Raw genomic sequence first — 16,172 nt, 5'->3', positions numbered from 1 at the left:
GATTTGCGAAAACTTGGGTTTTCGCAAAAATAGTCAGATTTCAGGGGTTTACAGAACTCTGGCAGTCGCTATAATCGTCGCCCTAACACGCCGGTATAGCTCAGTTGGTAGAGCAACTGACTTGTAATCAGTAGGTCCCGGGTTCGACTCCTGGTGCCGGCACCATTTAAAATCAAAGGCTTGCAGCGATGCAGGCCTTTGTTTTTTGCGTAATACGTAACAAGCCACGTAACAACTCATGCGCGAAACGCTCATTCATGCCTTCGAGGCGATCGTCTAGGGAGGAGAGCAGTGAAAGGGAAAATTCTAGATTGGAAGTTCGCCCTCACTACGGTATTGGCGATCGCCGCCGTCGTAGTACCTGTTTATTTCTGGAAGGCAGACTTGTCTGCTTATTCGTTGACAGTTCGCCTCGCCGCCTCGTCCTCTCTTGAGCTCCCTTCCGATTCCAAGATTCACGATCTACAGATAGTCGTGAATGGAACCAAAGTCGAAGATCCCTACATCTACTCCTTGGCAATCATCAATACCGGTTCGAAGCCAATCCCGACCGGCAGCTTCGAAACACCGCTCCAAGTGCGCACCCTTAACGATGCGAAGCTGATCACTGCGCAGATCACAGGGTCAGAGCCACCTGATATTCCAGTGAAAATATCAATTGATGATAATCAGCTGAAGGTCATGCCCTTTCTTTCGAACCCGCTCGATGAAGTCAAAATTACCCTGGTGAGCTCCGGCCCATTAGATCTGACAGCGAAAGCTCGGATCTCCGGGGTGCGGGATATCATTTTTGAAGACGTGTCTAATGTTAAAACAAGACCGCTGGTAGCGTTTCTCTACGCTGCCATATCCGTACTGAGTCTAGGGCTCTACCTGTTTTTCCTCCCGCTACCTGGTTTTGCGAAGCCAATCAAGCTTGGGTTATCTGAGAGAATCCTAAGTACATTTACGCTTTTCAGCGCTGGTGTTTATTTCGTAGGCAAGGCCAGCGGAGAGCTTGCCTATGCTGGATTCTCATCCGTTTTCGTTATGCTTCCGTTGTTCGGGCTTGCATTCGTCATTACCGTGATTTTGGATCGAAGAAATCGTGCCTTCAACTCCCCCTCCTGAATCGCAGGCCATAAGCGTCCCAAGCTACCAATGAGATTGGACTCTTCTCATCGATTGTTCGTCAGGATCAATGGTGCAGGAAAGGCAAAACGTCGAAGTAGCGCGGTGTGAGAGTCCGAGGTTTTAAAGCCTTTGCGATGTGTACGCGTATGACCCAACACCCCTTATGCGAAGCGAAAAAAAATTAAGGTTGACCCCTTAAAAGCCTGTCAGATTTGTCAGATTTATATTCATCTCCTCTATAACCCTTGTATTTCAAGCCTTTCAGCGTTTTGCATCACTGTCAGAAAGCTGTCAGCGACCTGTCAAAACCTGACAAAACAGCAATGTCAGATTTGCTGTTTTCAAGCACTTGATTTACAAGGGCTTTTTATTTTAGAGGGAGAAACTGACACAAACATCCAACCCCGCTGTCAGAGCTGAACCCCAGTAAACACGGGGCCTGCAGGGCACTCCCTGACAGATATCCATGATCTGACAGGGATTTGGGGGTCAACCTAAATAAACATAAATGCGGACGCCTCGAAGCTAATGCTCAGAATGCTCAGCCGCGCACTGATCAAAGGAAGCAAGCATGCGTAAGCCAGCGTCCCAAGCAGCGGAACCCATCATCGAAATTAAGAAGAACAGTTCGACCTGGGAGGTTCATTGGGATTACCAGGAAGCCCCTGAAAGCTCCGTACTGTTCAAACGGCAGGAATACCTGGGCGGCTACATTGACGGTTCCATGGATGCGTTGGGCATCCTCCCCGCCAACGTCCTCTGCGCCAGCAGCGTGACCGGCTCGGTTAAAAAGTTGACCGAGGAGCAGGCAACAAAGCTGCGTGACGCGCTGGAACGCCTGCTGATCCCTGTCGTGCAGAATGAATTCACGCGCCTGCAGAAGCTGAATGAGCTGCCCCACCTTCGCTTGGCCGCCTCCGAATCGGTGTGAAACTCTATGTAATGGGGCGCATTGGCTACAGCCCACAGTATTCGGGGGCCCCAGAGCAGAAACGCGTTTCGGCCATTGATCAGCGAGGCGCCTTCAAAAGAGCCCATCCGAGAATGAAAACCAACGAATTACGGTGTTTTTCATTTTTTCGCCCAATGGGGCCGGGGACTTCAGCTTTCCGCTGTTGAAGTACACCCATCGCACTGTTGTGCAGCCGCGCTGCATTTCTCTTCAAAACTTTGCAATCTGTGAAATTGCCGATCACCCGCAGAGCCCCACGGCCCGCTTGGGCTGCAGCTTCGTTTGCATTACTTCCGACTTTGCACAAAAAAAGGACACAAACCCCGTCGGCGGGAGGGGGATAAGTGCTTTTTCATCTATTTTTTCTAGATACGCTACCCGAAACGTGCATGCCATTCGAGGAAAGGAGTTGTAATTCGGAGTCTTCACGAGAGGACTCCTAAACCCAGATACCAACGAACGAGGCAACGTCGTCTCAGGGCATAAGACCTTTGGCCATCAACGCGCGCCCTTAAGCAAGTCGAGAATCGACGCGTTCCAAATTAGACGGTACTTCTTTCCTACACAAACCAATGATATAAAGAGAAAATTTCCAAGGAGGTGCGATGAAAATCACCATTGAAGGTTACAAATCCATAGCCGAGCCGCGCTCCATACAGATAGGTGGCTTGACTATATTGGCTGGAGCTAATAGCTCAGGCAAGTCCAGCTTTATGCAGCCACTATTATTAATGAAGCAGTCGCTTGAGAATGAGTTTGACTCGGGCTCCCTTCTATTAGACGGCGCCAATGTAAGACTAACAGACTCTAGCGAAATAATTTCGAAAGTGCCAGGCTCAAACTCTTCGTTATTTAGCGTAACATTAGAGACAGATAACGAGAAAGCAGTAAAAGCCTCTTATAAATTCAGTGCTAGGCGTGGCATAACCATTGATAAGATGGCTATGAGTGGTGGAGACTTTCATCAAGGTTCCGAAATACGGGTCGGCATGAAATCTTCTGATATTGAGCCGATACTAAACATGGACAACTTCGGCCCATTTAAAAGAATAATGGAGCATTATGAAGGACTGGAATGGAAAGTCATAAGAGATAGATGCTTTCTAGGTATAAAACTACACTCAAACAAACGCACCCCTTTCTCGGCGGGCGTACTACCTGCGGAAAGTCTTAAAAAACTAACTTCCGACTTGATTCATGTCCCCGGACTGCGTGGAAACCCAGAAAGATCTTATAAGGTAGCATCTTCTGACTCTAAATTTCCCGGCTCTTTTGAACGATATGTTGCCAGCATAATTCACCGTTGGAAAAACACTAGAGGTCTTCAAAAAAAATTCAACACATTGATTCAGCAATTGAAAGATTTAGGACTGGCCACCTCGATCGACGTTTCTATAATCAATGATACGCGCCTTGAAATACTGATATCCAGACATAAAGGGTGCAACAATACCAAATCTGATTATGTAAATATCGCTGATGTTGGTTTCGGAGTATCACAAACACTTCCCGTCTTAGTCGCATTACTCACAGCTAAGCGAGGACAAGTTGTATACATAGAGCAACCTGAACTTCACCTACATCCACGCGCGCAATATGAACTTTCAAAAATCATCGCAAGCGCTGTCAACGAGAGCGGCGTGAATGTAATCATCGAGACTCACAGCTCTATACTGATAAGAGGAATTCAGATTTTAGTAGCGAGGAATTTACTTAAAGGCAATTTGGTAAACCTGAATTGGTTCATACAAGACTCCGAAACTGGACAAACACAGATAACGAAGTCAAAGCTCGATAAGTTTGGCGCTTTTGGTGATTGGCCGGAAGATTTTGACAGCGTTGCTCTGGATGTAGAGCAAGAATATCTCGACGCCGTTGAAGAGGCCGCGATTAATGAAAATTAAATGCCAGAGCTTCGTAGTAGACGCCGATGTCGCTCGAGCTGCGGGATTATCAGAGCATCCGGTATCTAAAGGTGCTCGCAGTGTTTTGCAGGCCATATTAAACTCAGACGCAAGAGCCGTGTTCTGCCCTAAACTCAAAGAAGAGTGGAAGCAACACAAATCTATTTTTTCCACTAGGTGGCAGTCCTCAATGACAGCCAAGAAAAAAATCGACCATATAATTTCCACATCAAATATATCCGAATTTATTGAAATATCTCAAGTTACAGATGCACAGAAGGCTATTGCACAGAAAGATGCGCATGTAGTTGATGCAGCGCTATCGATCAAAAGCATAATTGCATCCAACGACAATGCTGCACGTGCGGTTTTTAAAATTCTCGGTCAATTTTCAGGAAGCGTTGGCGAACTCATATGGGTATCACCAACAACAGAATGTGATCGATTATTAGACCTGATAGGTAGTACAGCTTACGTCCCCAACGAGTGGATCCTCAAAACTGACAACCATTGAAAAACGGTTAATCTTGGAATCATAAAGTGCTGCAAGTCGCTACTTCTATTCAAGCAGATATAGATTTTAGCTTATTCAGAAGACTTGCAGCTTTCAATGAACAATCAAAAAACTCATGAGAATTACTTGGTAGCGGTGTATTCCCATGCACATGGCTAGCTAGACTTTTATTCATCTGCTCTACCAAGCTCAGTAACTCACTAATAATATGTAACAAGTTAATCGCCTCGGATCCTAGCCAGGTTTTGGGCGCGATTAGACGCTGACTAACCGACGCCACACTCTTACGCAGCCCCTGAATCCTTTCCTCCATGTCGCCACCCACCGTGGAGTTGTGCTTCTGCGCCACCACCAGGTTCAAGTCCCGCCCAGTCGCTTGGTGTAGATCATCCACCGCCGCCAGACTTGCAGATCCGCCCGACAGCAGTTTGAGCGCGCCCAAGGCCTCAAGCGTCTTGATGCCGCCCACCGACTCTGTTGAGTGGTCGTCCACGGTCCTGTTATGGCTCTGGTACCGCTCAGTGTTGCCCATCGCCTCCACTTCCCGCTCGATCGCCTTATCCAGAATCTTGCCGTCCGTTTGGCGCAGCCAATTGCCATCGGCGTCGACGCGCTGCTGGCAGGCCTCACTGTGCTGCCACACCTGATCCCCCTTCGGCACTCTGGGCATGCTCAGGCCATGCGGCAAAATGGCTTGGATATATGGCTTATTCGGCAGACCGTAGGCAAAGCACACCACAACTTGGGTGCCTTCCTCGGGGAACGCATAGATACCCATCTCTTCGCCGCCAGTAGGCAGCGGCAACGGCACGCCGGCCAGGATCGGCAGCTTGGTGTCTGGCTCGCCATCTGGTCCCATGACCTCGATGTCGACCGCATAGCGCGGCCGGAAGTCGTCACAAATACCGGCGCCGGCAGGGGCGTCGGCCACGGCGACAACCCGGGCAAAGCGTGGCAGGTGATAGCCGCCAGTGAGTTCGGGGAATTGTCGTTCTACGCTGCGGCGGATTCCGGCGGTTTCTCCATACGATGCGTGATCGACACACCCTGCAGCCAAGACACCACCGGTTGTAACATCAGCTCGAACGCTGTCTGCGAACTGATGGAAACGTACGATCTGAGCAGCCTCCACGGGCGAGAGCGCACCCAACCGAGAAAGATTCGCCTGATAACCGCGGTTGTAATTTCCTGCTGCCGGAAGCTCAAACCCGTGCCGCTCAGTGTCTAAAGAATCCGGGGCGATTCACTGTACGCACCACACCTGCTCGCAATAACGATCTCAAGACCAACCGCTCAGCAACAGGCATTCAAACTTAATAGCCGCAGGCAACTCTCACTTTTGTCAGCGCGAGTTTGAGCGTTTCAACAGGTATGGACCCCAGCGCAACGCGCAGCGCGTTAGGCACATTCGATGCTGCGGAAAAGGGCTCTGCTGTCGTCACCATAATGTTGTCGCGCCGCAATGCAGCAGCAACGCTTTCGGCGCGTATGTCTTCGGGCAATGGCAGCCAAAGGAAGTAGGCGTTTGGATGCCCTACCAGGTTGATGCCGCCGAAAATGCGGCGGGCGATTCGTTGGCGATTCGCGGCGTCTTTGCGTTTCAATTCTTCCAGGTCATCCACCACGCCTTCTTCGATCCAGCGACACGCCAGTTCGACTGTGATCGATGGCGAGCTCCATGTGGAGGCTCGCACGGCCTGCTCAAGCGCGGGGATAAGCGACAGGGGCGCTGCGATAAATCCGATTCGCAAGCCCGAGGCGACGCTTTTCGAGAGGCCGGAAACGTAGATCGTGCGATGCGGTGCGAGCGTGAACAATGGCTTGGGTGCCGGCTCGGCCAGGAACGCATAGGCGCCGTCCTCGATGAGCGCAAAATCGTGTTCCTCGGCCAGCGCGATCAAACGCTTACGGTCTGCGGCCGGCATGATTGATCCCAGGGGGTTGTGCAGGGAGGGCATCGTATAAAACGCGCGTACCGGACGCTGCTTGCAACTGGCCGCGAGCGCGTCCAGGTTGGTCGTGCCATCAGCCAAAGGGATGGGCAAAAGCTCAATACAGTGGGCCACGGCTAGCGCTTTAATGCCCGGGTAGGTGAGCGCGTCGACCGCGAGCACCTCGCCCGGTTTGAGCAGCGCCATCATCGCCATCGCCAGCCCTTGTTGCGCGCCATTGACGATCAACACCTGCGATCCAGGGACTCGAATGCCACGGTTGCGAAGGTGTTTCGCAGCAGTTTCTCGTTCATGCGGACGCCCGCCATGGGGTGCGTTATGCAGCAAGGCGTCCAGATCGCCCGAGGATGCGAGGTTGCGCAGTGCCTGCCTCAGCATCTCTGCCTGCCCGGGAACCGCTGGGTTATTGAAGGTCAGGTCAATTAATCCAGCTCCGTATGCCGGTTGCAGACCGAGATCGCGTGGAAGAGAGGTGTCGCGCACGAAGGTGCCACGCCCCATTTCACCGACCACCAGGCCCATTGATTCCAACGTTCGGTAGACGCGAGCGGCGGTCGCAAGCGCAATGCCATGCTCGCGCATCAATGTGCGTACCGTCGGGAGTTGGGTTCCGGGGCGCAAACGTCCGTTGCGAATATTTTCCGCGACCTGGTCAGCTATGGTTTTGTACCGTGGCATCGTCATTGAATGTATCTAGAACAATTCTTTGTGTGTATCAAGTGGCGAGCGTAGGCTCCGATCCCACACAAAGCAAGGAGGCGAGTTCGGCGCGCAGGAGGTAACAGCTCCAGTGGCGTTGAATCGATTGAGATATGTTCAGTCACGTTACTGTGGGATGCGCCGACCTTGAAAGAGCATCGGTTTTTTATGACGCCGTGCTTGCGCCACTCGGGCTGATCCGCCGCGCGGTGACCCCGGATGGAGGCCCCGCCTCGGCTTGCTGGGTCCATCCGGTGCGCACGCTGCCCAGATTCTATGTCTACTTACCGCGTAATGGCCTTGCGGCCACGCCGGGCAATGGCAGCATGCTCGCGTTTCATGCTCAAACGCCCGACGTCGTACGCGCGGCCTACACGGCAGGGATCGAGAAGGGTGGCACTGATGAAGGCAGCCCGGGCGAGCGGCCCTGGTATGGCGAGGGCTACTACGGTGCCTACCTGCGAGACCCTGATGGCAACAAGCTTCACATCGTCTATCGCGGCGATCTGGAGCCCACATGATAGAGCCGTCGACACTCCTGCTGTTTGCCGGGGCGGTGTTGCTGTTGCTGATGTCCCCCGGCCCCAACATGGCCTTCGTGATTGCGCACGGAGCGAGCTACGGCTGGCGTGGCGGCGTCGTTGCTGCATTGGGCATTGGCGCCGCTGACCTCGTATTGACCGCGCTCACCGCTGCCGGTCTCGCAGCCGCAATCGCGCAGTGGCCACCGTCGTTCGATCTGATCCGCTGGGCCGGCGCGTTCTATCTGCTGTGGATGGCGTGGAAGGCCATTCGGGTGCGTAGCGGACTTCCACTGAACGCCGCCATCCAGGCCTCGCTCATGTCAGTGTTCATGCGCGCGATGCTGAACTCTTTACTCAACCCGAAAGCGCTGCTGTTTTTCATGGTGTTTTTGCCGCAGTTCGTCGTTCCGGGCAGTTCTGCGGTCGCACGGCAAATCGTGACGCTGGGGCTGGTGTTGACACTGATCGCGTCGATCTTCCACGTTGCGCTGGGCCTGATCGGGGGAATGATCCGGGTTTACGCGTCCCACAAAGGCGAGTCCGCGAAGTGGCAATCGCGCAGCCTGGCATTTGTCTTTGTGTTGCTTGCGGTTCGTTTGGTTTTTACGTCGCGGCCGGCATAAGTTTTGAGTCGGTCGAGATCGGGGTATTGCGCTTTGAATGTGGGGGTTAAAAGCCTGCCCAATGTGCATAGGAACGCCCCAGCGCAGAACCCGCGCATCAGAAAATGGGCTGCCGCGCCCCGGACGTTTTCGGTATAACCAACACCCCCGCGTCGCGAACGGACTTCCATGAACGCCCTGAAACTGATCTGCCTGCTGGTAATTTTCCCCCTGCTGTTGGCCACTCTCGGCGTCTGGGAGCGGCAGCGGGCTGCCGAATCCACCACCGCGATGATCGATTACCACATCACTGTGGATATCGCTAAACAGCGACTCCAAGCACTGGCGGCAAAGGACCCGGCGGCTGAGGTGCAACTGGTCGATGAAAAAATCAGCGTCTATCTGGCGCTCAGCCGGCTGGTAGTAATCGAGGCCGAACTGCCCACCGCTCACCACGTGAACCGTGCAATGCGAGCCCTGGCGCCATGGGTGATCGGTCTGGGGCTGTTGGCGGCGTTCATCGGTGTGGCGGCGTTGGCCGGCACGTACTGGGCGGCGTGGCGGGCGCTGCAGTCGCGAGAGATGTTGTTACAGGTGTTTTCCCAGGGCAGCCGTTTGTTGCCCTATGTGCTGGTGAGCCATGGCGTGGCGATGGCGGCGGCGGTCGCGTTGGCGCTGGGTTTTGAAGGCTTGGCGATGTGGCATATCGGCCGGCTGGCCAGCGGCGAAATCAAGTTGATGGCGGTGCTGTGGGTGATCGCCGCATTTTGTCTGTATTCGATCTGGCAGTTGCTTAAACAGCTGCGCCCGATGCTGCGTCTGTTCACGCCCGAACCGCTGGAGTTGTTCGGTGAAGTGGTGACGCCCGAGCAGGCGCCGGGGTTGTGGCGCCAGGTGAATGCGTTGGCGGGCTCGCTCGGTGCGCTGCCTCCGGAGCATATCGTGGTGAGCCTGGCCCAAGGTTTTTACGTGACCTCCAGCGAAGCCATTGTGCAACCGGCGAACACGCTGCTGCACGGACGCACCTTGCATGTGCCGCTGCTGTACCTGGGCCTGTTGAGCCGTGAGGAAATCGACGCAGTGATCGGCCATGAACTGGCGCACTTTGCTGGGCAGGACACCGACTACAGCCTGCGCTTTTTGCCGATCTACGAGGGGGTCAATTGCAGCCTTGGGGCGCTGCTGGATACCTCGCTGAGCAGCGGCTTTATTCAGGGGCAGTTGATGCGGCCGTTGTTCATGTTCGGTGTGTTTTTCATGCAGCGCTTTGATCACGCGGTAAACCACTGGAGCCGTGAGCGCGAATTGCTGGCGGATGCCGCCGGCGCGCGGTTGGCTGGCCATGCCGCCGCGGCATCGGCGTTGTTGCGGGTGTCCGTATTGCACCCACACATCGAGGACTCACTGCTGGCGCTGTGTGACGCCGCCACGGCGACGGACCTGCCCGCCGCGGTACTCGCCACGGTGTGCACACGTGAGTTGCAACTGCCGCCCGAAGCGCTGGAGAGTCATCAAGCGCACCCGACCGATTCCCACCCGTCCAATGACGAACGTCTGCGCGCGCTGAACGTGCCGCTGGAGGATGCCCTGCGCAGCGCCACCCGCACGGTGGATGCCGACGCGGCGAACACGCACATCGATGCCTGCTTCCGCACACCGCAGGCACTGCGCGAGCAGTTGTCTCGCGCCTTGATCGACGTGGCGGTGTCCGAAAACACTGCGCACACCCATCTGCTGGAGACCATGGCCGTATCGGCCCAGGGCGAGCAGGCGTTTCACGAAGGCGGCCGCCGACGCGCCGTGCTGATGGCGCTGCTGTCGATTCCCTTCGTGCTGCTGGGGCTGTGGGTCATGGCCCAACCCTGGCTCGCGCCGGAGCGCATGAAAGGCACGCCGTTATCCGCCATCGGCGCCGGTGCGGCGATTGCTGGTATCGCGCTGATCTTTCTCTGGCTGGGGGTGCGTCGCTTCAAACGCGCGCCACAGATCGCGTTGCGCCTGACACCGGAACATTTTGTGTTCGCCAACTTGGCGCAGCCGTTGCCCATTGAGCACATCGACAATGTCACGCTGCAGTTTATGCAAGGCGTCTGGGTGACGGTGGAGCTGACCCCTGAGGCCCCTTTGCCCGTGTTGCGCAAAACCGCATTTGGCGTGCCGGGCGCCAGGGTCAATAAGAAGAAACGCCAAGTGCTGTTGCAGATGGCGCAGTTGTGCGTCGCCGACAAAAAAATCCAGCCGTATGAGGGACTGATGCTGATGACCGACTACGTTAACGCGTTCCAGGCCCGCAAAATTCTGCAGCACCGCGAGGGCTGATTGGCGGTCATAAAAAAACCCCGAACCAGTCGGGGTTTTTTATCGCCTGGCATCAGGCGCGACCTGCGATCAATCAGAAAACGTTGATCGGGTAGTCGGCGAACAGACGCAGTTCGTTTCCGCCCACGTTGTACTTGTCGGCGTTGCTGGAAACCCGCAGCCAGGACGCACGTGCACGCAGGCTCAGGTCTTTGGCCGGGCCGCTCTGAACGACGTATTTGAACTGGTTGAAGATTTCGCGCTCGGTGCCATTGCCACGGTTGGAACCGTCGTCAATGTTGGTGCCGCGCACGTAGGCGACGTTGTAGGTCAGGCCAGGCACGCCGAAGGTGCTGAAGTCCAGGCCATAACCCGCCTGCCAGGAGCGCTCGTCCTTGCCGTTGAAGTCGGACCAGTAGGAGTTGGCCAGCAGGATGGTGTTGCCGCCGTCGCCGATGCCGCCGGCGTTGCGGTAGCCGCCGTACAGGTAGCCGGTGTCGCCGGTGCTGCGCTGGTGAGCGACGGTGAAGCTGTGCGGACCAACGGCCCACGTGGCGCCCAGGCTCCAGATCTTGTTGTCGCGGGCGTCTTCGCTGCCTTGGTTTTCCAGGGCGAAGCGCTTGTCGAGCTTGGTTTTGTAGCCGTTGAAGTCAAAGGTCAGCGATTGCTTCTCTGGCAGGGCCAGCACGTAGTTGACGTTGACGTATTGCTTTTTCAGCACGTCTTCCATGTCGGAGGCGTACAGCGCGGCGGACAGGCTTTCGGTGAACTTGTAGCTACCACCCACGTAATCGATGCTTTTCAGACGGCCGCTGTCGGTACCTTCGGCGCTCTTGCGAGCTTCCTTGGTGAAGTGACCGGCGTCCAGTTGCAGGCCGGCGATCTCTTTGGAGACGATCGAGGTACCGGTGAACGTTTCGGACAGCAGACGAGAGTTGTCGTAGGCCAGGACCGGTACGTTAGGGAACTGGTCGCCGTACTTGAGCACGGTGTTGGAGACGCGGAACTTAACAGCTGCGCCGCCTTTGGCCAGGTCGTGAGGTGCCGAGCCAGGGTTTGCCGTGCCGTCAGGGTTGGTGGTGCCATTACCCTGCTTGAAGAAGTCGATACCGCCCGCGCCGGCACGGCCTTGGCCACCGTCCAGACGAATAGCATATTGACCGATCACGTCCACACCCACACCCACGGTGCCCTGGGTGAAGCCGGATTCGAACTTGCCGATGAAGCCCTGACCCCATTCGGCTTTGTCTTGTTTGCCGTTTTTGTAGTCGCGGCTGATATAGGCGTTACGTGCAGCGATGTTCAGGTGGCTGTCTTCAACGAAACCCTTGGATTGCTCCTGGTCGTTTGCCATGGCTGTCGATGCGCTCAAAATCCCCAGAGCGATCAGACTCATCCGTTGCTTCAACATTTTCTTGTATTCCTTATTCCTGGTTGAGTACGCGCTGTGACACCAGGCTCCGTGTCGCTTTTAGGTATCGGCTTATTCCAAAAAAAAAGGCCCGCGGACGACTTAACATGCCGCGGGCCTTTTTTTATTGGATGAGTTATGGCGGTTAGCCACAGGCGTTGGGCGCAATCCTAGTCGCGCGCTGAACTATGTGTCAATTTCGTGAATCGTCTGTATTTAGGCGATTTGATTCTAAGCAATGGCTTACAGACGTCCTAAAAACGACAAAAATTCTTGTCATCCAGCGACAAAAAACACATTTAGCAACATATTCCAAAGCCGATACGTTTGGTAATAGATAACGCGCGCAAATGCAAAGCATTACCATTAACGCGCTGTTTTCCTTCTAAACCATCTGGATACATTCCTCCATGTCTGCCCCTCGCCTGACGCCCACGACCCTTGGGCTTTCTGTTTTGCTGTCTGCCGGTTTTGCCTGTGCGGCGACCACGTTGCCTGAAACCTCGATCAGCGCCGAGGCTGATGAAGACGACCCACGCGTCAAGCAAACCAGCACGGCGACGCGCACCGCCACCCCGGTGCGCTACGTGCCCCAGGCGATCGACTCGGTGAAGACCGAAAGCCTGCGCGCCTATGGCATCAATGACCTGGGCCAGGCCTTACGCGGTATTCCTAACGTGAGCAGTGGCGCCGACACCCGCTTCGACAGTTTGCGCATCCGGGGTTTTGACGCGAGCAACGACTTTTACCTGGACGGCATTCGCGACGACAGCCAGTACGTGCGGGACCTGCATAACATCGAGCGCATCGAAGTGCTCAAAGGGCCGGCAGCGGTGCTGTACGGGCGAGGCGGTCAGGGAGGTATCGTCAACCGCGTGAGCAAACTACCGACGGCCGGGCGCGCGTCGAGCATTGAAGCCCAGGGTGGCAGCAACGATTTGCGCAGCTTGTATGCCGACTTGAGCACTGACCCCACCGATAACATCAGCCTGCGCCTGAACATGGGCAACCAGGACAACAACAGTTTCCGCGATGACGTCAGTGGCAGTCGCCAACTGTTTGCGCCGTCCATGAGCTGGCAGCTCACCCCGGACCTCAACTGGCTGATGCAATACGAATACAGCCGCTACAACCGCGCGCCCGACCGTGGTATCCCTGGCGTCAACGGTCGCCCGGCCGACGTGAGCCGCAGCACCACCTACGGTGACAGCCGCGACTACATCGACGACAAAACCCAGTCGCTGCGCTCCAAGCTGGCCTATGAACTCAACGACAACTGGCAACTGCGCCAGACCCTCGGTGTGTTCAAACTCGACAGCGATTTCGACAACACCTACGTGACCGCCTACACGCCTGCGACCAACCGCGTCACGCGCCAACGCTGGCAGCAAGACCTGACCACGCTCAACGTCTTCAACAACGTCGAACTCGAAGGTGGCCTCACGACCTTCGGCCTGGAGCACCGCCTGCTCACCGGGCTTGAGCTGGGTAACCAGCGCCGCGATCCCAAGCTCTACACCGCCACCCCCGTCACCCCCGCCAACCGCGGCGGCCAGGCCGTGCCGAGCCTGGACCTCAACCAGCCGAACCGGAACCTGAGCCACACCGGACCGATGAGCGTATCGAGCAATAACCACACCGAAGTCGACAGCCGCGCGGTCTATGTACAAGACCAACTGCGCCTGAATGACCAGTGGCAAGTGCTGGCCGGCCTGCGTTACGACCGCTTCGAAGTGGACACCACCAACAAGGTGCTCAACACCCGGCAAGACGTTAAGAGCCACAGCACCAGCCCGCGCTTCGGCCTGGTCTGGACGCCGCTGGAACATCACTCGTTCTATGCGTCGTGGAGCAAGACCTTCTCCCCGGCGGGTGGCGGCTTGATCGGCATCACCCCGAACGCCGCCGGCAGCGTCAACGACCTGAGCCCCGAGCTGACCAAGCAAAAGGAAATCGGCGTGAAAAGCGATTGGTTCGACGATCGCCTGAGCACTACCCTGGCAATCTACGAACTGGAACTCTACAACCGCCGCACCAGCGACCCTTTGAACCGCACCATCACCCTGCTCAGCGGCCTGCAGCGTTCACGCGGCGTCGAGCTCACCGCCACCGGCAAGATCGTCGACAACTGGTACGTACGCGGCGGCGTCGGTCTGCAGGATGCCAAGGTCGAAAAGGACACCAACGGCTTTGAAGGCAAGCGCGTCAGCGACGTGGCCAAGCGCAATGCCAGTCTGTTCATCACCTGGAAACCCGAAATGGGCTGGTACGCCGAAACCGGCTTGACCCTGGTGGGCGACCGCTATGCCGACAGCCTCAATACCGTGGTCCTGCCGGGTTATGGCAGTTGGGATGCGTTGGTCGGGTTCCGCCATAAGGCATGGGACGTGCGGGCGGCGCTGAACAACATTGCCGATAAGACTTACTACGAATCCGCCACCAGTGTGGCGCAGATTCAGCCGGGGGAGCCGCGTAACCTGGTGGTAACGGGCACTTACAGTTTCTAGCGCCTGACTCGATTGAGTGTGGGAGCAGGCCGCTCCCACATCGTTGAGCGTCGTGCTCTTCAGGTGTGCATCAAGTCACACAAAACCTGCAGTTCGTCCTCGCTGAGCAGCCCCTGCGGGTAGCGTTCGCTCATCACACTGCGCCAATCCGGCTGTCGTCTGACCTGCCGCGACCCGTGGTCCTTCAACCAGAGCCCAAGCGCGTGGATCGCGTCGCCATTGACCCGCGTAGGGTGGAAGGCGCGCGTATACATCGGGGTGGTATTGGCATTCATTTCAGCGCTCTCTCCTACTGCTTGAGCGGCTAACTTACTCAAGGTTTATGACAAAACTGCGCAGTCATGACCCTGAACCACTGTGACCATCATCGATACAAGAGCTATGCCAACGCCCCTTGTTCACAGGCGTACACCCACAAAAAAGCCCACAACCGTGCTCGGCTGCGGGCTTGCTGTGGGCTTGCTGTGGGCGCTGAAAGCGAGTAGCGCTGCGGTTACGCGAAAGGTGCTGTTACAACTGCACTCAGTTTCTGTGGGGGGCAGGCTGCTGTTGGGTCAGACAGTGAATATTGCCGCCACCCAGTAACAGTTCGCGGCCCGGCACCATCACCACTTCGTGCTGCGGGAACAGGTTCTGCAGGATGGCCTTGGCCTCGCTGTCCAACGGGTCGTCGAAACTTGGCGCGATGATGCCACCGTTGACGATCAGGAAGTTCACGTAGGAACCGGCCAGGCGCACGCTCGGGTTACGTTCCTGGGAACCGTCCACCGGGTCGACGCCTGCGCATTCTGCTTCAGTGGCGTACAGCGGCCCCGGAATCGGCATTTTATGCACCGTGAACGCGCGTCCTTTGGCGTCGGTGCTGCTTTGCAGTACGTCCATGGCGGCGTGGCAGCGCGCGTAGTTGGGGTCTTGCGGGTCGTCGGTCCACGCCAGCAATACTTCACCTGGGCGCACGTAGCAGCAAAAGTTATCCACATGGCCGTCGGTTTCGTCGTTGAACAGGCCGTCCGGCAGCCAGATGATCTTATCCACAGCCAGATTGTCGCTCAGCACCGCTTCGATCTGCCCACGGTCCAGATGCGGGTTGCGATTGCGGTTAAGCAGGCACTCTTCGGTGGTGATCAGGGTGCCTTCGCCGTCGACGTGGATCGAACCGCCTTCCAGCACAAAACCTTCGGTGCGGTAGCGCGGCGCGCGTTCGATTTCGAGGATCTTGCCGCCCACCTGCGCGTCACGGTTCCACGGCGAGTAAAGACCACCATCAAACCCGCCCCAGGCGTTGAAATCCCAGTTCACGCCGCGCACTTCGCCGCTGTTGTTGATCACAAAGGTGGGGCCGGTATCACGTACCCAGGCGTCATCGCTGGACATCTCCACCACGCGAATATTCGGTACATCCAGGCGGGCCCGAGCGTTTTCGTATTGGCCTGCGGAAACCGCCACCGTCACCGGCTCAAAACGCGCAATGGCCTTGGCCACCGCCACATGCGCTGCCTGGGCCGGCTTGCCGCCCAGACGCCAGTTGTCCGGGCGCTCGGGCCACACCATCCAGGTCTGGGTCTGTGGCGCCCATTCGGCGGGCATGTGGAAGCCATCGGCGCGGGGGGTGCTGTGCAGGGTGGTCATGGCGATCAGGACTCCGAATGGGGTAAGGCCGACTTTATAACGGATAAAAATCGGCTTTAAAAGCGAT

13 protein-coding genes and 1 tRNA gene are annotated in these 16,172 nt (G+C 56.4%); 9 read left to right on the top strand and 5 right to left on the bottom strand.

All coding sequences use genetic code 11. From position 1 onward, the window contains the following. Positions 1-89: 89 nt before the first annotated feature. The 5 genes from PSH59_RS01525 to PSH59_RS01505 all read left to right on the top strand — a co-directional run bounded on the left by PSH59_RS01525 (position 90) and on the right by PSH59_RS01505 (position 4,483). Positions 90-165: transfer RNA gene (locus PSH59_RS01525), tRNA-Thr, on the top strand. 126 nt (positions 166-291) lie between these two features. After that, a complete protein-coding gene (locus PSH59_RS01520) occupies positions 292-1,110 on the top strand; it encodes a hypothetical protein (protein ID WP_305394136.1) in 819 nt (272 codons plus the stop codon). 574 nt (positions 1,111-1,684) lie between these two features. Further along, positions 1,685-2,044 (top strand): hypothetical protein, encoded by a 360-nt coding sequence (locus PSH59_RS01515; RefSeq protein WP_095155773.1) that lies wholly within the window; start codon positions 1,685-1,687, stop codon positions 2,042-2,044. A gap of 626 nt (positions 2,045-2,670) precedes the next feature. Next, positions 2,671-3,969 carry an AAA family ATPase gene (locus tag PSH59_RS01510; protein ID WP_305394135.1) on the top strand — a complete coding sequence of 433 codons (1,299 nt, stop codon included), beginning with the start codon at positions 2,671-2,673 and terminating at the stop codon, positions 3,967-3,969. Beyond that, positions 3,959-4,483, top strand: coding sequence for a hypothetical protein (locus tag PSH59_RS01505; RefSeq protein ID WP_305394134.1), 525 nt, complete (start codon positions 3,959-3,961; stop codon positions 4,481-4,483). The genes PSH59_RS01510 and PSH59_RS01505 overlap by 11 nt, the downstream gene beginning before the upstream one ends. A gap of 49 nt (positions 4,484-4,532) precedes the next feature. On the opposite strand, the gene PSH59_RS01500 is transcribed toward PSH59_RS01505, so the two are convergent. Both PSH59_RS01500 and PSH59_RS01495 read right to left on the bottom strand, forming a co-directional pair. After that, the gene (locus tag PSH59_RS01500; RefSeq protein ID WP_305395260.1) at positions 4,533-5,492 is read right to left on the bottom strand and encodes a hypothetical protein; all 960 of its coding nucleotides are present in this window, start codon (positions 5,490-5,492) and stop codon (positions 4,533-4,535) included. Positions 5,493-5,796: 304 nt separating this feature from the next. Then, positions 5,797-7,119: a PLP-dependent aminotransferase family protein gene (locus tag PSH59_RS01495; RefSeq protein ID WP_305394133.1), complete on the bottom strand. Its 1,323-nt coding sequence runs from the start codon at positions 7,117-7,119 to the stop codon at positions 5,797-5,799. A gap of 128 nt (positions 7,120-7,247) precedes the next feature. Here PSH59_RS01495 and PSH59_RS01490 point away from each other — a divergent pair, with 128 nt between their 5' ends. The 3 genes from PSH59_RS01490 to PSH59_RS01480 all read left to right on the top strand — a co-directional run bounded on the left by PSH59_RS01490 (position 7,248) and on the right by PSH59_RS01480 (position 10,579). Further along, entirely contained in the window at positions 7,248-7,655 is a 408-nt protein-coding gene (locus PSH59_RS01490) for a VOC family protein (RefSeq protein ID WP_305394132.1), read from the top strand. Beyond that, positions 7,652-8,281 carry a LysE family translocator gene (locus PSH59_RS01485; protein ID WP_305394131.1) on the top strand — a complete coding sequence of 210 codons (630 nt, stop codon included), beginning with the start codon at positions 7,652-7,654 and terminating at the stop codon, positions 8,279-8,281. Before PSH59_RS01490 ends, PSH59_RS01485 begins: the two co-directional genes overlap by 4 nt. A 168-nt stretch (positions 8,282-8,449) precedes the next feature. Beyond that, positions 8,450-10,579, top strand: a complete 2,130-nt coding sequence (locus PSH59_RS01480; protein ID WP_305394130.1) for a M48 family metallopeptidase — start codon at positions 8,450-8,452, stop codon at positions 10,577-10,579. 73 nt (positions 10,580-10,652) lie between these two features. Here the strand turns inward: PSH59_RS01480 and PSH59_RS01475 are convergent, their stop codons facing one another. After that, complete coding sequence (locus PSH59_RS01475) at positions 10,653-11,969, bottom strand: OprD family porin (protein ID WP_248083144.1); 1,317 nt, start codon at positions 11,967-11,969, stop codon at positions 10,653-10,655. Positions 11,970-12,379: 410 nt separating this feature from the next. Here PSH59_RS01475 and PSH59_RS01470 point away from each other — a divergent pair, with 410 nt between their 5' ends. After that, positions 12,380-14,476 (top strand): TonB-dependent siderophore receptor, encoded by a 2,097-nt coding sequence (locus tag PSH59_RS01470; protein ID WP_305394129.1) that lies wholly within the window; start codon positions 12,380-12,382, stop codon positions 14,474-14,476. A gap of 59 nt (positions 14,477-14,535) precedes the next feature. On the opposite strand, the gene PSH59_RS01465 is transcribed toward PSH59_RS01470, so the two are convergent. Together PSH59_RS01465 and aguA are read right to left on the bottom strand one after the other, a co-directional pair. Further along, positions 14,536-14,751, bottom strand: a complete 216-nt coding sequence (locus tag PSH59_RS01465) for a hypothetical protein (RefSeq protein WP_248083140.1) — start codon at positions 14,749-14,751, stop codon at positions 14,536-14,538. 247 nt (positions 14,752-14,998) lie between these two features. After that, positions 14,999-16,105: an agmatine deiminase gene (aguA, locus tag PSH59_RS01460; protein ID WP_248083137.1), complete on the bottom strand. Its 1,107-nt coding sequence runs from the start codon at positions 16,103-16,105 to the stop codon at positions 14,999-15,001. Positions 16,106-16,172: the final 67 nt, after the last annotated feature.

The organism is Pseudomonas sp. FP2309 (assembly GCF_030687575.1).
Taxonomy (GTDB): domain Bacteria; phylum Pseudomonadota; class Gammaproteobacteria; order Pseudomonadales; family Pseudomonadaceae; genus Aquipseudomonas.
The sequence above is the reverse complement of the archived record's forward strand: the minus strand, read 5'-3'. Positions and strand labels throughout refer to the sequence as shown.